The sequence below is a fragment of the Pseudomonas trivialis genome (genome assembly GCF_001439805.1).
Lineage (GTDB): Bacteria > Pseudomonadota > Gammaproteobacteria > Pseudomonadales > Pseudomonadaceae > Aquipseudomonas > Aquipseudomonas trivialis.
This window is the reverse complement of the sequence record NZ_JYLK01000004.1, coordinates 191,995-211,057: the sequence shown is the minus strand read 5'-3', so window position 1 is coordinate 211,057 and position 19,063 is coordinate 191,995. Positions and strand designations below refer to the sequence as shown.

16 protein-coding genes are annotated in these 19,063 nt (G+C 60.9%); 9 read left to right on the top strand and 7 right to left on the bottom strand.

Going from position 1 to position 19,063, the window contains the following annotated elements; genetic code table 11:
- Positions 1-47: 47 nt before the first annotated feature.
- The gene (locus tag TU79_RS08155; RefSeq protein ID WP_057007514.1) at positions 48-494 is read right to left on the bottom strand and encodes an NUDIX hydrolase; all 447 of its coding nucleotides are present in this window, start codon (positions 492-494) and stop codon (positions 48-50) included.
- Positions 495-633: 139 nt separating this feature from the next.
- Complete coding sequence (locus TU79_RS08150; protein ID WP_057007513.1) at positions 634-2,859, bottom strand: NADP-dependent isocitrate dehydrogenase; 2,226 nt, start codon at positions 2,857-2,859, stop codon at positions 634-636.
- A 496-nt stretch (positions 2,860-3,355) separates the two neighbouring features.
- Here TU79_RS08150 and icd point away from each other — a divergent pair, with 496 nt between their 5' ends.
- Positions 3,356-4,612 carry an NADP-dependent isocitrate dehydrogenase gene (gene icd / locus TU79_RS08145; RefSeq protein WP_057007644.1) on the top strand — a complete coding sequence of 419 codons (1,257 nt, stop codon included), beginning with the start codon at positions 3,356-3,358 and terminating at the stop codon, positions 4,610-4,612.
- An 83-nt stretch (positions 4,613-4,695) separates the two neighbouring features.
- Here the strand turns inward: icd and cspD are convergent, their stop codons facing one another.
- On the bottom strand, positions 4,696-4,989 hold the full coding sequence (cspD, locus tag TU79_RS08140) for a cold shock domain-containing protein CspD (RefSeq protein WP_057007512.1): 294 nt from the start codon (positions 4,987-4,989) through the stop codon (positions 4,696-4,698).
- 223 nt (positions 4,990-5,212) lie between these two features.
- Here cspD and clpS point away from each other — a divergent pair, with 223 nt between their 5' ends.
- Both clpS and clpA read left to right on the top strand, forming a co-directional pair.
- Complete coding sequence (gene clpS / locus TU79_RS08135; RefSeq protein ID WP_057007511.1) at positions 5,213-5,581, top strand: ATP-dependent Clp protease adapter ClpS; 369 nt, start codon at positions 5,213-5,215, stop codon at positions 5,579-5,581.
- 29 nt (positions 5,582-5,610) lie between these two features.
- On the top strand, positions 5,611-7,881 hold the full coding sequence (clpA, locus tag TU79_RS08130; protein ID WP_057007510.1) for an ATP-dependent Clp protease ATP-binding subunit ClpA: 2,271 nt from the start codon (positions 5,611-5,613) through the stop codon (positions 7,879-7,881).
- A gap of 154 nt (positions 7,882-8,035) precedes the next feature.
- Here clpA and infA read toward each other — a convergent pair whose 3' ends face one another.
- From infA to aat, 3 genes are all read right to left on the bottom strand, one after another.
- The gene (gene infA / locus TU79_RS08125) at positions 8,036-8,254 is read right to left on the bottom strand and encodes a translation initiation factor IF-1 (protein ID WP_002553999.1); all 219 of its coding nucleotides are present in this window, start codon (positions 8,252-8,254) and stop codon (positions 8,036-8,038) included.
- Positions 8,255-8,354: 100 nt separating this feature from the next.
- Complete coding sequence (locus TU79_RS08120) at positions 8,355-9,062, bottom strand: arginyltransferase (RefSeq protein ID WP_057007509.1); 708 nt, start codon at positions 9,060-9,062, stop codon at positions 8,355-8,357.
- Between the two features lie 56 nt (positions 9,063-9,118).
- A complete protein-coding gene (gene aat / locus TU79_RS08115) occupies positions 9,119-9,799 on the bottom strand; it encodes a leucyl/phenylalanyl-tRNA--protein transferase (protein ID WP_057007508.1) in 681 nt (226 codons plus the stop codon).
- A 498-nt stretch (positions 9,800-10,297) separates the two neighbouring features.
- On the opposite strand from aat, the gene TU79_RS08110 reads away from it, so the two are divergent.
- From TU79_RS08110 to cysG, 6 genes are read left to right on the top strand one after another with little or no spacing between them, the layout of a single operon-like run.
- Positions 10,298-12,706 (top strand): DNA translocase FtsK, encoded by a 2,409-nt coding sequence (locus tag TU79_RS08110; RefSeq protein WP_057007507.1) that lies wholly within the window; start codon positions 10,298-10,300, stop codon positions 12,704-12,706.
- 54 nt (positions 12,707-12,760) lie between these two features.
- Positions 12,761-13,384: an outer membrane lipoprotein periplasmic chaperone LolA gene (gene lolA / locus TU79_RS08105; RefSeq protein WP_057007506.1), complete on the top strand. Its 624-nt coding sequence runs from the start codon at positions 12,761-12,763 to the stop codon at positions 13,382-13,384.
- A 27-nt stretch (positions 13,385-13,411) separates the two neighbouring features.
- Positions 13,412-14,734, top strand: a complete 1,323-nt coding sequence (locus tag TU79_RS08100; RefSeq protein WP_057007505.1) for a replication-associated recombination protein A — start codon at positions 13,412-13,414, stop codon at positions 14,732-14,734.
- Entirely contained in the window at positions 14,734-15,108 is a 375-nt protein-coding gene (gene crcB / locus TU79_RS08095; protein ID WP_057007504.1) for a fluoride efflux transporter CrcB, read from the top strand. The genes TU79_RS08100 and crcB overlap by 1 nt, the downstream gene beginning before the upstream one ends.
- A gap of 16 nt (positions 15,109-15,124) precedes the next feature.
- Positions 15,125-16,405: a serine--tRNA ligase gene (serS, locus tag TU79_RS08090; RefSeq protein WP_057007503.1), complete on the top strand. Its 1,281-nt coding sequence runs from the start codon at positions 15,125-15,127 to the stop codon at positions 16,403-16,405.
- The gene (gene cysG / locus TU79_RS08085; protein WP_057007502.1) at positions 16,406-17,800 is read left to right on the top strand and encodes a siroheme synthase CysG; all 1,395 of its coding nucleotides are present in this window, start codon (positions 16,406-16,408) and stop codon (positions 17,798-17,800) included. It abuts the gene before it with no gap.
- A 217-nt stretch (positions 17,801-18,017) separates the two neighbouring features.
- Here cysG and TU79_RS08080 read toward each other — a convergent pair whose 3' ends face one another.
- The gene (locus TU79_RS08080) at positions 18,018-19,013 is read right to left on the bottom strand and encodes a glutathione S-transferase family protein (protein ID WP_057007501.1); all 996 of its coding nucleotides are present in this window, start codon (positions 19,011-19,013) and stop codon (positions 18,018-18,020) included.
- Between the last annotated feature and the right edge of the window lie 50 nt (positions 19,014-19,063).

Genomic DNA, 19,063 nt, shown 5'->3' with positions numbered 1-19,063 from the left:
GGTGTCTTGAAAAAGGACGCGATTCTAGCAGGCCGCAGCCGCTAAGGCTAAAGAGAAGGGCGGATCAATTCCAGACTGTGCCTCTGGCCGGCCAGATAATCATCGATACAGCGGATGATCAGCTCGCTGCGCCAGTCCTCGCGCACGGCGATCAGCTCGTCCCGGCTGAGCCAGCGGGCGCTGATGATGCCTTCGTCCAGTTGATAGTCGGGGTGGTGTTTGAGCGCCTTGGCGATAAAGCACACGCGCTGGTAGGTCACACCATTGCTGGGTGCGGTGTACAGGTAGATGCCGACAATGCCGGTGGCTTCAACATCCCAGCCGGTTTCTTCAAGGGTTTCGCGCACCGCGGCTTCGGTGAGGGTCTCATTGGGCTCCAGATGCCCGGCCGGCTGGTTGAGCACGGCGCGGCCGCCCTTGAGTTCCTCGACCATCAGGAAGCGGCCATTGTCTTCAACGAGGGTGGCGACGGTGATGTGGGGTAGCCAGGTCATGGGCAAGTCTCTCCATTGCAGAATACAGCGCGATCCTGGGTAGGAATCATAGCCAGTGTGGGAGGGTTTCTTCAGTGGCTGGGCGGTGGAAACACAAACCCCGGCACTCGGCCGGGGTTCGTGGTGCTGCGTTACAGCCTTACTTCAACTTGGCGATCGCCGCATTGAGCGTATTGCTCGGGCGCATGGCCTTGCTGGTCTGCTCAGGGTTCGGCGCGTAGTAGCCGCCGATGTCAACGGGCTTGCCCTGTACGGCGTTGAGCTCGGCAACGATGGTTGCTTCGTTCGCGGCCAGGGTTTTGGCCAGCTCGGCGAACTGCGCCTGCAGCGCGGTATCTTCAGTCTGGGCGGCCAGGGCCTGGGCCCAGTACAGCGCCAGGTAGAAGTGGCTGCCGCGGTTGTCGATGTTGCCGACTTTGCGCGAAGGCGACTTGTTGTTGTCCAAAAACTGGCCGGTGGCCTGGTCCAGGGTTTTGGACAGTACCAGGGCTTTCGGGTTGTTGTACGTCACACCCAAATGCTCAAGGGACGCGGCCAGTGCGAGGAACTCGCCCAGTGAGTCCCAGCGCAGGAAGTTTTCTTCCAGCAGTTGCTGCACGTGCTTGGGCGCCGAACCGCCGGCGCCGGTTTCGAACAGGCCGCCGCCGTTCATCAGCGGCACGATCGACAGCATCTTGGCGCTGGTGCCCAGTTCCATGATCGGGAACAGGTCGGTCAGGTAGTCGCGCAGGACGTTGCCGGTCACCGAGATGGTGTCCAGGCCCTTGCGGGTGCGCTCCAGCGTGAACTTCATCGCGTCGACCGGCGACATGATGCGGATGTCCAGGCCTTCGGTGTTGTGGTCTTTCAGGTAGGTCTGAACTTTCTCGACCACGGCACCATCGTGCGCGCGCTGTGGGTCGAGCCAGAAGATGGCCGGGGTGTCGCTGGCGCGGGCACGGTTGACGGCGAGCTTGACCCAGTCCTGGATCGGCGCGTCCTTGGTCTGGCACATGCGGAAGATGTCGCCGGCTTCGACGGTCTGTTCCATCAGCAGGTTGCCCTTGCTGTCGGTGACGCGCACAACGCCGTCGGCCTTGATCTGGAACGTCTTGTCGTGGGAGCCGTACTCTTCGGCTTTCTTGGCCATCAGGCCGACGTTCGGCACGCTGCCCATGGTGGTCGGGTCGAAGGCGCCATGAGCCTTGCAGTCTTCGATGACCGCCTGGTAGATGGTCGCGTAGCAGCGATCCGGGATCACGGCCTTGGTGTCGTGCAGTTGGCCGTCGGTGCCCCACATCTTGCCGGAGTCACGGATCATTGCCGGCATCGAGGCGTCGACGATCACGTCGCTCGGCACGTGCAGGTTGGTGATGCCCTTGTCGGAGTTGACCATCGCCAGCGATGGGCGAGCGGCGTAGACCGCCTGGATATCCGCTTCGATCTGCGCTTGCTGCTCGGCCGGCAGGGCCTTGATGCGTGCGTACAGGTCGCCGATGCCGTTGTTCAGGTTAAAGCCGATCTGCTCAAGCACGGCGGCATGCTTGGTCAGGGCATCTTTATAGAACTCGGCAACGATCTGGCCGAACATGATCGGGTCGGAGACCTTCATCATGGTGGCCTTGAGGTGAACCGACAGCAGCACGCCTTGTTTTCTGGCGTCTTCGATTTCGGCGGCGATGAAGCTGCGCAGTGCGTTTTTGCTCAGCACGGCGGTGTCGATGATTTCGCCGGCCTGTACCGAGGTCTTTTCCTTCAGGACGCTGGCGGTGCCGTCCTGGGCGATCAGCTCGATCTTGACCGCGTCGGCGGCGCCGATCTGAACGGATTTTTCGCTGCCGTAGAAGTCGCCATTGCTCATGTGAGCGATGTGAGACTTGGAGTCAGCTGCCCAGGCGCCCATTTTGTGCGGGTGCTTGCGCGCGTAGTTCTTGACCGACAGCGGTGCGCGGCGGTCGGAGTTGCCTTCGCGCAGTACCGGGTTCACGGCGCTGCCCTTGACCTTGTCGTAACGTGCACGGGTTTCTTTTTCCGCGTCGGTGGTTACGGTTTCCGGGTAGTCCGGCAGGGTATAGCCCTGGGCCTGCAGTTCCTTGATCGCGGCTTGCAGCTGCGGGGTCGAGGCGCTGATGTTGGGCAGCTTGATGATGTTGGCTTCAGGGGTTACGGCCAGGTCGCCCAGTTCGGCGAGGTGGTCCGCTACAGCCTTGGCGCCCAGTTGCTCGGGGAAGCTTGCGAGGATGCGCCCGGCGAGGGAAATGTCGCGGGTCTCCACGGCAATATCAGCGGAAGCGGTGAAGGCCTCTACGATAGGCAGCAATGAATAGGTGGCGAGGGCCGGGGCTTCGTCGGTGAAGGTATAGATGATCTTCGAGCGGGTGGGCATATTCGGATTAACTCTCTTCATTTGCTGAAAGCGTGCGCAGAAACTCGAGATGCGCCTGGGTTGAGCGCGTTCGTTCAAAGTCATCCATGAGCGAAATGTCGAGGTTTCTTCGCGGTGATGTTGAGTTGCATCAGTCGAGCGTCAAGCGGGTGGACTAGGGTAGTAGTCCGGCTCGGCAGCTGAAGGCGCCTGTTCCAGAGCGGTCAGCCGTCGTGACTCTTGGGTCAGCGGCGGCATTATACATAGGTCGCCATGCTCACGTAGAGCCTTCACACAAAAGGTGTGTCGTCCATTGGTCTAAAGGTCGCAGGCGGGCTGGGCGCGCCAGAGGTTGCGCGATGTGCTCAGGATTGGCGATTTTGCCATGGGTATAAAGCTTGTAGGCGACAAATGACGCTGTTTTCGATGCAAATGAGCAGGGCGCCGGGTGTCAGGTGTATTTATCTGGAGTAGGCTCGAACGCAGCCAGATGTTCAATCCATAGATGGAGTTCAGCATGGGATACCAGAAGATTCAGGTTCCGTCCGTCGGCGACAAAATCACCGTCAATGCAGACCATTCGCTCAATGTGCCTGATCACCCGATCATCCCTTACATTGAAGGTGATGGCATCGGCGTCGACATCAGCCCGGTGATGATCAAGGTGGTCGATGCAGCGGTTGAAAAAGCCTACGGCGGCACGCGCAGGATCTCCTGGATGGAGGTGTATGCCGGCGAAAAGGCGACTCAAGTCTATGATCAGGACACCTGGCTGCCTCAGGAAACCCTCGACGCAGTCAAGGATTACGTGGTGTCCATCAAAGGGCCGCTGACCACGCCGGTGGGTGGCGGTATCCGTTCACTGAACGTGGCCCTGCGTCAGCAACTGGACCTGTACGTGTGCCTGCGCCCGGTGCGCTGGTTCGAAGGTGTTCCCAGCCCGGTGAAGAAGCCTGGGGACGTGGACATGACCATCTTCCGCGAAAACTCCGAGGACATTTACGCCGGCATCGAATGGAAGGCCGGCTCGCCGGAAGCGATCAAGGTGATCAAGTTTCTCAAGGAGGAAATGGGCGTCACCAAGATCCGTTTCGACCAGGACTGCGGCATTGGCGTCAAACCCGTATCCAAAGAAGGTACCGAACGTCTGGCGCGCAAGGCCCTGCAGTACGTGGTGGACAATGACCGTGAGTCGCTGACCATCGTGCACAAAGGCAACATCATGAAGTTCACCGAGGGCGCCTTTAAAGAGTGGGCCTACGGCATCGCCGAGAAGGAATTTGGCGCGACCCTGCTCGACGGCGGCCCGTGGATGCAGTTCAAGAATCCCAAAACGGGCAGGAATGTGGTGGTCAAGGACGCCATTGCCGACGCCATGCTTCAGCAGATCCTGTTGCGCCCGGCTGAATATGACGTGATCGCCACGCTCAACCTGAACGGTGACTACCTGTCCGATGCGCTGGCGGCGGAGGTGGGCGGCATCGGCATTGCGCCGGGGGCCAACCTGTCCGATACCGTGGCCATGTTCGAGGCTACCCATGGGACGGCGCCCAAGTACGCGGGCAAGGACCAGGTCAATCCGGGCTCGCTGATTCTGTCGGCGGAAATGATGCTGCGCCATATGGGCTGGACCGAGGCGGCAGACCTGATCATAAAAGGCACCAATGGGGCTATTTCGGCCAGGACCGTGACGTATGACTTCGAGCGCCTGATGGACGGCGCGACGCTGGTGTCGTCGTCGGGCTTTGGCGAGGCGTTGATTTCGCATATGTAGAACGAGGCGAAAAAAAACCGGCCATCCTGATGGTTCCAGGGTGGCCGGTTCTTATTTTGCAGGACGCTCAGTGCAGTATCTGGCTAGGCCGGTTCTTTTATTTCCTGTTGAGCAATCTCTGCGTTGTGCGTTTCGTCATGGGGTTTCGCCGGGCTTTGTACGCAAACAGCACATATAGCGACGGCATGCAGCCCCTTCGGTCCTTGAATGATCTCAAAGGACACCGGTTGGCCAGCTTTCAGCGTTTTGTAGCCCTCCATGCTAATTGCGGAGTAATGCGCAAAAAGGTCATCGGACTTGCCATCTTCAACAATGAATCCATACCCTTTGGCATTGTTAAACCATTTGACCTTGCCATTGATCTTGACGCCAGACATACCATATCCCTCTGCACCAGACTCCATCACTGGAGTATCATCCAGTTTATCCGTCCTAACCCGAATAAATAAGGTTGACTGCGCGGACCTTTTTTACCCACTGTGGGTTCTATTGGTTGTAACACCGATTTGCCGATAGTCAAGGCGACCCGCCGTCGGGAGTTGAAATTCTGACAGCTCGCCCCCACCACTGTTACTGAACCACTGACGAACCTTTCTTTCCATGCATGCAATCAGCCAGATTCGACTAACCTTCAATCAGGATCGCCCGGATCACCAACACGATGACGACGGTTCTGCAGGCATTGCTGTTCAGGAGGCCAAGCCTGCTTTACAGGCGCCGCCGATGTACAAGGTGGTTTTGTTCAACGATGACTACACACCGATGGATTTCGTGGTCGAAGTGCTCGAGGTGTTTTTTAACCTGAACCGCGAGTTGGCGACCAAGGTAATGCTGGCCGTTCACACAGAAGGACGGGCAGTATGTGGAGTGTTTACCCGCGACATCGCCGAGACAAAGGCCATGCAGGTCAACCAGTACGCCAGGGAAAGCCAGCATCCGCTACTCTGTGAAATCGAGAAGGACGGTTAACGCCGACCACTTGGGTATGAGGTGAAGCTATGTTAAACCGCGAGCTCGAAGTCACCCTCAATCTTGCCTTCAAGGAGGCTCGTTCGAAGCGTCATGAATTCATGACCGTCGAACACCTGCTGCTGGCACTTTTGGATAACGAAGCTGCCGCCACCGTTCTACGTGCGTGCGGCGCCAACCTCGACAAGCTCAAGCATGACCTGCAGGAGTTTATCGACTCCACCACGCCATTGATCCCCGTGCATGACGAGGACCGCGAGACCCAGCCAACCCTGGGCTTCCAGCGGGTATTGCAGCGTGCTGTGTTCCACGTACAGAGCTCCGGCAAGCGCGAAGTCACAGGCGCCAATGTGCTTGTGGCCATCTTCAGCGAACAGGAAAGCCAGGCCGTGTTCCTGCTCAAGCAGCAGAGCGTGGCCCGTATCGATGTGGTCAATTACATCGCCCACGGTATCTCCAAGGTGCCCGGGCACGGTGATCATTCCGAGGGTGAGCAGGATATGCAGGACGACGAGGGCGGTGAGTCTTCTTCTTCAAGCAACCCGTTGGATGCCTATGCCAGCAACCTCAACGAGCTGGCGCGCCAGGGGCGGATCGATCCGCTGGTAGGGCGTGAGCTTGAGGTCGAGCGCGTGGCGCAGATCCTTGCGCGTCGGCGCAAGAACAACCCGTTACTGGTGGGTGAGGCCGGCGTGGGCAAGACCGCGATTGCCGAAGGCCTGGCCAAGCGCATCGTCGACAATCAGGTGCCGGACCTGCTGGCCAACAGCGTCGTCTACTCCCTTGATCTCGGCGCGTTGCTCGCCGGCACCAAGTACCGTGGCGACTTCGAGAAGCGCTTCAAGGCGCTGCTCGGTGAGTTGAAAAAACGCCCGCAAGCCATTCTGTTCATTGACGAAATCCACACCATCATCGGTGCCGGTGCGGCGTCCGGCGGGGTGATGGATGCTTCCAACCTGCTCAAGCCATTACTGTCGTCGGGTGATATTCGTTGCATCGGTTCGACGACATTCCAGGAATTTCGCGGCATCTTCGAGAAAGACCGTGCTCTGGCGCGCCGCTTCCAGAAGGTCGACGTCTCCGAGCCTTCGGTCGAAGACACCATCGGCATTCTGCGCGGGCTCAAGGGGCGCTTCGAAGCGCACCATGGCATCGAGTACACCGATGAGGCGTTGCGCGCGGCGGCCGAGCTGGCGTCACGTTACATCAATGACCGGCATATGCCGGACAAGGCCATCGACGTGATTGACGAGGCGGGTGCCTACCAGCGCCTGCAGCCGGTCGAAAAACGTGTGAAGCGCATCGATGTGCCGCAGGTTGAGGACATCGTGGCGAAAATCGCGCGGATTCCACCAAAACACGTCACCAGTTCCGACAAGGAGCTGCTGCGTAACTTGGAGCGTGACCTCAAGCTCACCGTGTTCGGCCAGGATGCGGCGATTGATTCGCTGTCCACGGCCATCAAGCTGTCGCGTGCGGGGCTCAAGTCGCCGGACAAGCCGGTCGGTTCATTCCTGTTCGCAGGTCCTACCGGCGTCGGCAAGACCGAAGCGGCGCGGCAGCTGGCCAAGGCGATGGGCATTGAGCTGGTGCGCTTCGACATGTCCGAGTACATGGAGCGCCACACCGTGTCGCGCCTGATCGGTGCGCCGCCGGGCTATGTCGGTTTTGATCAGGGCGGCCTGTTGACCGAAGCGATCACCAAGCAACCGCATTGCGTCTTGCTGCTCGATGAGATCGAGAAGGCCCACCCGGAAGTCTTCAACCTGCTGCTGCAGGTGATGGACCACGGCACCCTGACCGATAACAACGGGCGCAAGGCGGACTTCCGCAATGTGATCGTGATCATGACCACCAACGCCGGTGCCGAAACCGCCGCGCGGGCCTCGATCGGCTTCAGCCACCAGGATCACTCTTCCGATGCGATGGAAGTGATCAAGAAGAGCTTTACGCCGGAGTTCCGTAACCGTCTGGACACCATCATCCAGTTTGGTCGCCTCAGCCATGAGGTTATCAAGAGCGTGGTGGACAAGTTCCTCACCGAACTGCAGGCGCAGCTGGAAGACAAGCGCGTGCAACTGGACGTAACGGAAGCGGCGCGCAGCTGGATCGCCGAGGGTGGCTACGACGCGGCAATGGGGGCTCGCCCGATGGCGCGTCTGATCCAGGACAAGATCAAGCGGCCATTGGCCGAAGAGATCCTGTTCGGCGAACTGGCCGACCATGGCGGCGTGGTGCACATCGACCTGAAGGACGGCGAGCTGACCTTCGAGTTCGAGACCACCGCAGAAATGGCCTGATCGCTCCACAGCAATACAAAAGGCGCCGAAAGGCGCCTTTTTGCTGTCTGCAAACCACTTTCAGCACAGCAGAAATCAAAGTGCGGTGTTGGTAAATAAATAATGCGCATACACAAAAACGCCCGGCATAACCGGGCGTTTTGTATTGACTTGCTTAGCGAGCGCGGTAAGTGATGCGCCCTTTGCTCAAGTCATAGGGCGTCAGCTCGACGCGCACTTTGTCACCGGTAAGAATACGGATGTAGTTCTTGCGCATCTTGCCGGAGATATGCGCGGTTACGACGTGCCCATTTTCCAACTCCACACGAAACATGGTGTTGGGCAGGGTGTCGACGACAGTGCCTTCCATTTCGAAGCTGTCTTCTTTCGACATGCAGTAAAGCCCTCGGTATCCAGTGAATGGCCCGGTGCAACTGCGCCAGGCAAAAGCGGCGTGCATTGTGCCCGAAAAAGGGTGTTCAAGCCAAGGGGTTCTAGTTAAGGGTGACCCATCTTTGATTAATCAGCAGCTCAATGGGCCGATATTGGGTCTTGTAGTTCATCTTTTGGCAGTTTTTGATCCAGTAACCGAGGTACACCGCCTCCAGTTCCTGGCGCAGCGTCTCGCCGATCTGCCACAGGATTGCAAAGCGCCCGAGGCTGCGGCGCTCTTCCCTGGGCTCATAGAAGGTGTAGACCGCCGACAGGCCATTGGGCAGTAGATCGGTAACGGCGACCGCCACCAGACGACCTTCCAGGCGAAACTCGTAAAACCGTGAAAAGGGCAGCTCGCGCACCAGAAAGGTGGAAAATTGGTCGCGGCTGGGCGGAAACATATCGCCGTCGGCGTGCCGCTGTTCGATATAGCGCTGATAGAGGTCGAAGTATTCCTCGGTGAACCTGGGCAGGGCCGGCGTCACCGTCAGGTCGGCATTGCGCTTGAGGATGCGCTTCTGATTGCGGTCGGGCACGAACTGCGCCACCGGGATGCGCGCCGGTACGCAGGCATTGCAGTGCTGGCAGTGGGGTCGGTACAGGTGATCGCCACTGCGCCGAAACCCCATTTCCGAGAGGTCGGCGTACACGTGCACGTCCATGGGCTGGCTGGGATCGAGGAACAGCGTGGTGGCCTGCTCATCGGGCAGATAGCTGCAAGAGTGGGCTTGAGTGGCATAAAACTTCAAGCGCGCCAGCTCGGTCATGATCAACCCTCGGGATAAGCTTTGAAATAAGTGTAAGCCAGGTGCGCGGATGTCGCCTAGGAAACCCACGGGCCTGCATTGGGCCGATCCAGGTGTTTGTGCAGGAAATCGGCGAATTCACTGCGTGGGATGGCGCGTGCACCGAGGCTGTGCAGGTGGTCGTTGGGCATCTGGCAGTCGATCAGCACGAAGCCCCAGGCCTTCAATTGTCGGGTAAGGGTGGCGAAGCCGAATTTCGAGGCATTGTCGGCGCGGCTGAACATCGACTCGCCAAAGAACAACTGGCCCATGGCCAGGCCGTACAGCCCGCCCACCAGCTCACCGTCGTCCCATACCTCCACCGAGTGCGCATAACCACGCTGATGCAGCGTCTGGTAGGCGCTCTGGATGCCTTCGGTGATCCAGGTGCCGTCGGCGTAGCTGCGCGGCGCCGCACAGGCCTGGATCACCGCAGCGAAGTCCTGATCGAACGTCACGCCGTAGCGCTGTTGGCGCAGCAGCTTGCCCAGGCTGCGTGATACATGCAGTTCGTCGGGAAAAATAACCGTGCGCGGGTCCGGCGACCACCAGAGAATCGGCTGGCCCTCGGAGAACCAGGGGAAACAGCCGTGGCGGTAGGCCTGGATCAGTCGTTCGGCCGACAGGTCGCCGCCGGCGGCCAGCAAGCCATTGGGTTCACGCATGGCTTTGGCCAGTGGCGGAAAAGTCAGGGTGTCGCGTTGTAACCAGGTCAGCATGGCATCCAGGCTTTGCAGAAGGGGAGGGGATGGCAGATATGACGCCTGCCGCTTGAGGGGTGATTATTGTCGACGTGGCAGCGCACGGCCAGTGCGAAGGGCACATTGTCGGGTATTAGCGTAAACGCGTGTTTCTGCAACTCTGTGCAAGGGGCGCGGTCGTAATCGGGTCGCGCCAATGCAGGCCCTTTGCCAAGCTTGCCTTGAATGATAAAAACCGCGCATAAGCCTTTGTCAGCTAAGGCAATGCATGCTCAAATTGCACAGGTCATGACACGTTAATCGTCCAGACTTGTGGGTGAGGGGCAAGTGTGTGGCATCACGCACGCAAACCCGTACAATGCGGCCATTGTGGCGTTATCGTCATTTCGCCTGTCCAGCGCCCCGTGTTAACAGTAGATTCACCGACATTCGTTCACTTTTTCAGCTGCTCGGATTGGGCAGCATGTGCAGTCATTCAACAGATGGACGCGCTAACCGCGCAGGAAAAGACCCGTTTTGAAGAAATCCGCCGCAACACCCAAAGCAGCAGTCGTGCCGGCCTGGCGCCAGCACCTGCACTACCGACTCAAGGAAGGTGCGCTGATCGCCATCGGTGCCCTGTGCCTGTTTCTGATGATGGCCCTGCTCACTTACGGCAAGGACGACCCGGGCTGGAGCCACAACAGCAAGATCGAAGACGTGCAGAACTTCGGCGGCCCTGCCGGTTCCTACAGCGCCGATATCCTGTTCATGGTGTTGGGCTACTTCGCCTATATCTTCCCGTTGCTGCTGGCGATCAAGACCTGGCAGATCTTCCGCCAGCGTCATGAACCGTGGCAGTGGAGCGGCTGGCTGTTCTCCTGGCGCCTGATCGGCCTGGTCTTTTTGGTGCTGTCCGGTGCGGCGCTGGCGCATATCCACTTTCATGCGCCCACCGGCCTGCCGGCGGGCGCGGGCGGCGCGCTGGGCGAAAGCCTCGGCGACCTGGCACGCAAGAGCCTGAATATCCAGGGCAGCACATTGATGTTCATTGCGCTGTTCCTCTTCGGCCTCACGGTGTTCACCGACCTGTCATGGTTCAAGGTGATGGACGTGACCGGCAAGATCACCCTCGACCTGCTGGAGCTGTTCCAGAGCGCCGCCAACCGCTGGTGGTCGGCGCGTGTCGAGCGCAAGCGCATGGTCGCGCAGTTGCGCGAGGTGGACACCCGCGTCAACGAGGTGGTCGCGCCGACCACGCCGGACCGCCGTGAGCAGGCCAAGGTCAAGGAGCGCCTGATCGAGCGCGAGCAGGCCCTGAGCAAACACATGTCGGACCGCGAGAAGCAGGTGCCGCCGGTAATTGCCCCGGCACCGGCAAAGGCTCCCGAGCCGAGCAACCGCGTGCAGAAAGAGAAACAGGCGCCGTTGTTCATCGACAGCGCCGTGGAAGGCACCTTGCCGCCGATCTCGATTCTCGACCCGGCCGAAAAGAAACAACTCAACTATTCCCCGGAATCCCTGGCGGCGGTCGGCCACCTGCTGGAAATCAAGCTCAAGGAATTCGGCGTCGAAGTCTCGGTGGACTCGATCCACCCGGGCCCGGTGATCACCCGTTACGAAATCCAGCCGGCCGCCGGGGTAAAGGTCAGCCGTATTTCCAACCTGGCCAAAGACCTCGCCCGCTCCCTGGCCGTGACCAGCGTGCGCGTGGTGGAGGTGATCCCCGGCAAGACCACCGTGGGTATCGAGATTCCCAACGAAGACCGCCAGATCGTGCGCTTCTCCGAGGTGCTGTCGACCCCGGAATACGACAACTTCAAATCGCCGGTCACCCTGGCCCTGGGTCATGACATCGGCGGCAAGCCGGTGATCACGGACCTGGCGAAAATGCCCCACCTGCTGGTGGCCGGTACCACCGGTTCCGGCAAGTCGGTGGGCGTGAACGCGATGATCCTGTCGATCCTGTTCAAGTCCGGCCCGGACGACGCCAAGCTGATCATGATCGACCCGAAGATGCTTGAACTGTCGATCTACGAAGGCATTCCGCACCTGCTGTGCCCGGTGGTCACCGACATGAAGGACGCCGCCAATGCCCTGCGCTGGAGCGTGGCCGAGATGGAGCGGCGCTACAAGCTGATGGCCAAGATGGGCGTGCGTAACCTGTCGGGCTTCAATGCCAAGGTCAAGGAAGCCCAGGACGCCGGCACGCCGCTGACCGATCCGCTGTACAAGCGCGAAAGCATTCACGACGAAGCGCCGCTGTTGACCAAGCTGCCGACCATCGTGGTGGTGGTCGACGAATTTGCCGACATGATGATGATCGTCGGCAAAAAGGTCGAAGAACTGATCGCGCGGATCGCCCAGAAGGCGCGTGCCGCCGGTATCCACCTGATCCTCGCCACCCAGCGTCCGTCGGTGGACGTGATCACCGGCCTGATCAAGGCCAACATCCCGACGCGCATGGCGTTCCAGGTGTCGAGCAAGATCGACTCACGCACCATCATCGACCAGGGCGGTGCCGAACAGCTGCTGGGCCACGGCGACATGCTCTACATGCCGCCCGGCACCAGCCTGCCGATCCGCGTGCACGGCGCCTTCGTGTCCGATGACGAAGTGCACCGCGTGGTGGAGGCGTGGAAACTGCGCGGTGCGCCGGAATACAACGACGACATCCTCGCCGGTGTGGAAGAAGCCGGCAGCGGCTTCGACGGCGGCAGCGGCGGTGGCGACGATGATGCCGAAACCGATGCGCTCTACGACGAGGCCGTGGCCTTCGTGCTGGAAAGCCGTCGTGCCTCGATCTCCGCCGTACAGCGCAAGCTGAAGATCGGCTACAACCGCGCCGCGCGCATGATTGAATCGATGGAAAACGCCGGCGTCGTCACCGCGATGAACACCAACGGCTCGCGCGAAGTCATTGCCCCCGGGCAGGCGCGCGACTGATCCCGCGCCGCGTGGCAGCACGCGGCGCGCCCTGATTACTCAACGAGGACTCCCATGCGCCTTATCCGCATGCTGTTGTTGCCGGCCCTGGCCCTGACTGCTGTTTCGGCGCACGCCGACCCGGCCTCCGTCGCCAGTCTGAAAAACCTGCTGGACAAATCCCAGACCCTCACCGCGCGCTTCTCCCAGCTGACCCTGGACGCCGGCGGCACCCGCTTGCAGGAAACCGCCGGCGAGATGGCCGTGCAGCGCCCCGGCCTGTTCTACTGGCACACCGAAGGCAAGTCCGAGCAGACCATCGTCTCCGACGGCCAGAAGGTCACGCTGTGGGACCCGGACCTGGAGCAGGCGACCATCAAGAAGCTCGACCCGCGTCTGAACCAGACCCCGGCGCTGCTGCTGTCCGGTGATGTGTCGAAAATCAACGACAGCTTCGACATCACGTCCAAGCAAACCAGCAACGTGATCGAGTTCACCCTCAAGCCCAAATCCAAGGACACGCTGTTTGACAGTCTGCAACTGTCGTTCGGCAACGGCGTGATCAACAACATGCGCCTGATCGACAGCGTCGGCCAGCGCACCGACATCCTGTTCACCGGGGTGAAGGCCAATACGCCGGTGCCCGCGTCCCGATTCAAGTTCGACATCCCCAAGGGTGCCGATGTGATCCAGGAATAAACTGCCCAGAGGTTACAAACGCTGCCCATGGACCTGTTTCGAAGTGACCCGATTGCCCAGCCACTGGCCGCGCGCCTGCGCTCGACCAACCTGGATGAGTATGTCGGTCAGGAACACCTGCTCGCGCGCGGCAAGCCCCTGCGCGAAGCCCTGGAGCAGGGTGCGCTGCACTCGATGATCTTCTGGGGGCCGCCCGGCGTGGGCAAGACCACCCTGGCGCGGCTGCTGGCCAAAGTCTCGGATGCCCACTTTGAAACGGTCTCGGCGGTACTCGCCGGGGTCAAGGAAATCCGCCAGGCGGTGGAAGTCGCCAAACAGCAGGCCGGCCAGTACGGCAAGCGCACCCTCCTGTTTGTCGACGAAGTGCATCGCTTCAACAAGTCGCAGCAGGACGCGTTTCTGCCCTACGTCGAGGACGGTACGCTGATCTTTATCGGCGCCACCACCGAAAACCCCTCTTTCGAGCTCAACAACGCCTTGCTCTCGCGAGCGCGGGTCTATGTGCTCAAGAGCCTGGACGCCGCCGCCATGCAGAAGCTGTTGCAGCGCGCCCTGGGCGAAGACAAGGGCCTGGGCAAGCGCCAGTTGAGCGTCAGCGACGAAGGCTTTCAGATTCTGCTCACCGCCGCCGATGGCGATGGCCGGCGCTTTCTCAACCTGCTGGAAAACGCCTCGGACCTGGCTGAAGACGGCAGCGAGATTGGCGTCGATCTCCTGCAAAGCCTGTTGGGCGATACGCGTCGACGTTTCGACAAGGGCGGCGAAGCCTTCTACGACCAGATTTCGGCGCTGCACAAATCGGTGCGCGGCTCCAACCCGGACGGCGCGTTGTACTGGTTTGCGCGGATGATCGACGGCGGTTGCGACCCGTTGTACCTGGCGCGCCGGGTGGTGCGCATGGCCAGCGAGGACATCGGCAACGCCGACCCGCGCGCCCTGAGCCTGTGCCTGGCCGCCTGGGACGTGCAGGAGCGCCTCGGCAGCCCGGAAGGCGAGTTGGCGGTGGCCCAGGCCATCACTTATCTCGCCTGCGCGCCAAAAAGCAATGCGGTGTACATGGGCTTCAAGTCGGCGCTACGCGCGGCGGCCGAACACGGCTCCCTCGAAGTGCCGATGCACCTGCGCAATGCGCCGACCAAGTTGATGAAGCAACTGGGTTACGGCGATGAATACCGCTACGCCCATGATGAGCCGGACGCCTACGCCGCCGGCGAAGATTACTTCCCCGATGCGCTTGAGCCGTTACCGCTCTACCAGCCGGTGCCCCGTGGCCTGGAGCTGAAGATCGGCGAAAAGCTCAATCACCTCGCGCAACTCGACCGTCTCAGCCCCAGGCAGCGGAGAAAGTAGTGATCAAGACGATTCTTGCCGTGTCCGCTGCCGGCATCGCTGGTACATTATTGCGTTTCGCCACCGGTACGTGGGTGAGCGCCAACTGGCCAAAGCATTTTTACGCGGCGACCCTGGCGGTCAATCTGGTGGGGTGCCTGATTATCGGGCTGTTGTACGGCTGGTTCCTGTTGCGCCCGGAAGTGCCGATTGAGATTCGTGCCGGCTTGATTGTCGGCTTTGTAGGCGGTCTGACGACCTTTTCATCCTTTTCACTGGACACGCTGCGCCTGCTGGAAAGCGGCCAGGCCCTGGTTGCCTTCGGGTACCTGGGCATCAGCGTGTTCGGCGGGCTGCTCGCCACCTGGGCCGGCCTGTCCTTGACCAAACTTTGATAAACGAGAGACCGACATGCTCGATTCCAAACTGTTACGTAGCAACCTTCAGGACGTAGCGGACCGCCTGGCATCCCGTGGTTTTGCCCTGGATGTTGCGCGCATCGAAGCGCTGGAAGAACAGCGCAAGACTGTCCAGACCCGCACCGAAGCACTGCAGGCTGAACGTAACGCGCGCTCCAAATCCATCGGCCAGGCCAAGCAGCGCGGCGAAGACATCGCGCCGTTGATGGCGGACGTCGAGCGCATGGGCAGCGAGCTGTCCGAGGGCAAGGTCGAGTTGGACAGGATCCAGTCCGAGCTGGATTCGATCCTGTTGGGCATCCCCAATATTCCCCACGAATCGGTGCCGATTGGCGCCGACGAAGACGGTAACGTCGAAGTGCGTCGCTGGGGCACGCCCAAAGCCTTCGATTTCGAGATCAAGGACCACGTCGCCCTCGGCGAACTGACCGGCGGCCTGGATTTCGAGACCGCCGCAAAAATGTCCGGCGCGCGCTTTGCCTTGCTGCGCGGCCCGATTGCACGCATGCATCGTGCCCTGGCGCAGTTCATGATCAACCTGCACACCGCCGAGCACGGTTACGAGGAGGCCTACACGCCTTACCTGGTGCAGGGCCCGGCGCTGATGGGCACCAGCCAGTTGCCGAAATTCGAAGAAGACCTGTTCAAGATCAGCCGCGATGGCGAAGCCGACCTGTACCTGATCCCGACCGCCGAAGTGTCGCTGACCAACATCGTCGCCGGCGAGATCCTCGATGCCAGGCAACTGCCGCTCAAGTTCGTCGCCCACAGCCCGTGTTTCCGCAGCGAAGCCGGCGCGTCGGGGCGTGATACCCGCGGCATGATCCGTCAGCATCAATTCGACAAGGTCGAAATGGTACAGGTGGTCGAACCTTCCAAATCGATGGAAGCTCTCGAAGGCCTGACCGCCAACGCCGAACGCGTGCTGCAGCTGCTGGAGTTGCCTTATCGCGTATTGGCGCTGTGCACCGGCGACATGGGTTTCAGCGCCGTGAAGACCTACGACCTGGAAGTGTGGGTGCCGAGCCAAGACAAATACCGCGAGATTTCGTCGTGCTCCAACTGCGGCGATTTCCAGGCGCGGCGCATGCAGGCGCGTTTCCGTAACCCGGAAACCGGCAAACCGGAACTGGTGCACACCCTCAACGGGTCGGGCCTGGCCGTTGGCCGTACCCTGGTGGCCGTGCTGGAAAACTACCAGCAGGCAGACGGTTCGATCCGCGTGCCGGAGGTGCTCAAGCCGTACATGGCGGGCGTCGAGGTCATCGGTTAAATGGAATTTCTGCCGCTGTTTCATAACCTGCGCGGCAGTCGTGTACTGGTCGTCGGCGGTGGGGAAATTGCCTTGCGCAAATCCCGCCTGCTGGCCGAGGCCGGTGCGTTGCTGCAGGTGGTTGCTCCCCAGGTCGAAGGTCAGTTGCGTGAACTGGTGCTGGGCAGTGGCGGGGAGGTAGTGCTGCGCGGTTATCAGGAGGCCGACCTCGATGGTTGCGTGCTGGTGATCGCGGCCACCGACGACGAGCCGTTGAACGCGCAGGTGTCCAGTGATGCCAAGCGCCGTTGCGTGCCGGTCAATGTGGTGGATGCGCCAGCGTTGTGCAGCGTGATCTTCCCGGCGATTGTCGACCGCTCGCCGCTGGTGATCGCAGTGTCCAGCGGCGGCGATGCGCCGGTGCTGGCGCGGTTGATTCGCGCCAAGCTGGAAACCTGGATTCCATCGACTTACGGTCAACTGGCCGGCCTGGCGGCGCGCTTTCGCGCTCAGGTCAAAGGTTTGTACCCGGATGTGCAGCAACGCCGCGCGTTTTGGGAAGAGGTGTTTCAAGGCCCGATTGCCGACCGTCAGTTGGCCGGGCAGGGTGCTGAAGCCGAGCGCCTGTTGATCGAAAAGGTCAACGGAGCGCCGCCCTATGCGCCGGGCGAGGTGTATCTGGTAGGCGCCGGCCCCGGCGACCCGGACCTGCTGACGTTCCGCGCGCTGCGCCTGATGCAGCAGGCCGATGTGGTGCTGTATGACCGCCTGGTGGCGCCGGCGATTCTGGATCTGTGCCGCCGCGATGCCGAGCGCGTCTACGTTGGCAAGCGCCGCGCTGAACACGCGGTGCCGCAGGAGCAGATCAATCAGCAGTTGGTCAGCCTGGCGAGGCAAGGCAAGCGCGTGCTGCGCCTCAAGGGTGGCGATCCGTTCATTTTTGGACGTGGCGGTGAAGAAATCGAAGAGCTGGCGGCCCATGGCATCCCGTTCCAGGTGGTGCCGGGGATCACTGCGGCCAGCGGGTGCGCGGCCTATGCCGGGATTCCGCTGACCCACCGCGATTATGCGCAATCGGTGCGTTTCATCACCGGGCATTTGAAGAACGGCACCTCGGACCTGCCCTGGCGGGACCTGGTCGGCCCGTCGCAAACCCTGGTGTTTTACATGGGCTTGATTGGTTTGCCGATCATCTGCGAACAGCTGATCCTGCATGGCCGCGCGCCGGACACCCCGGCTGCGTTGATCCAGCAGGGGACGACCGCCAATCAGCGCGTATTCACCGGCACCCTGGCCGACCTGCCGCGCATGGTGGCGGAGCATGAAGTGCATGCGCCGACACTGGTGATCGTGGGTGAGGTGGTGGTGTTGCGTGAAAAACTCAAATGGTTCGAAGGCGCCCAGGCCCAGGTCTGACATCGCTTCCTCATGGCAAACCCCTTTTTTGGGGCAAACCCGCCTGTTGTGGCGAGCGGGCTTGCCCCGCGTCGGGGTGCGAAGCGCCCCCAATCCAGCAAAACGCGGTGTACCTGATACGGCTCAGCGCCTGGTTTTGGGGCTGCTTCGCAGCCCAGCGCAGGACAAGCCTGCTCGCCACAGTTAACTGAAGGCAGGCCCGCTTCCCAAAGTGCAATCAGCCGTGAACGCCCTGGCGAGGCAGCCTGTTGCGATCATGCTCGCCATCAAACCCCTGCAACGGTCCCTTCGGCACGATCCCGGTCGGATTGATCGTGCGATGGCTCCCGTAGTAATGCCCCTTGATATGCGCAAAATCCACCGTCTCGGCCACCCTCGGCCACTGATACATCTCCCGTAGCCAGTTCGACAAATTCGCATAATCGGCGATCCGGCGCAGGTTGCACTTGAAGTGGCTGTAATACACCGCATCAAAGCGGATCAGCGTGGTGAACAAGCGCACATCCGCCTCGGTCAGGTACTCACCGGCCAGGTAGCGATGCGTGCCCAGGTGCTGTTCCAGATGGTCCAGCTCGGCAAACACATCATCAAAGGCACTTTCGTACGCTTGCTGCGAGGTGGCAAAGCCTGCGCGATACACGCCGTTGTTGACGGCCGGGTAGATGCGCTCGTTCAGTGCGTCGATCGTCGGGCGCAGGTGCTCGGGGTAAAAGTCCAGGGTGTTGCCGGTCAACCCGTTGAACGCGCTGTTGAACATGCGGATGATCTCCGCCGATTCATTACTTACGATGCGCTTGAGTTTTTTGTCCCACAGCACCGGCACGGTGACGCGCCCGGTGTAGTCGGCGGTGTCGGCGGTATAGCGCTGGTGCATGAACTGGAAATCATCCAGAGCGTCGCCAGTGGAGCCGTGGGCCTTGTCGAAGGTCCAGCCGTTTTCCAGCATCAACCAACTGACTACCGACACGTCGATCAGATTTTCCAAACCCTTGAGTGTGCGCAGAATCAAGGTGCGGTGAGCCCACGGGCACGCCAGCGACACGTAGAGGTGATAGCGGCCGGCCTCGGCCTCGAAGCCGCCTTCACCGCTCGGGCCGGGCGCGCCGTCGGCGGTCACCCAGTTACGACGTTGTGCCTGTTCGCGCTGGAACGCGCCATCTGCGCTACTTTCGTACCACTGGTCTTTCCAGTGTCCTTCGATCAGCAAACCCATGATTGGCTCCTTGGCTAATAAGCGTTGGAGCCCAGTCTAAAGGCGTGAGT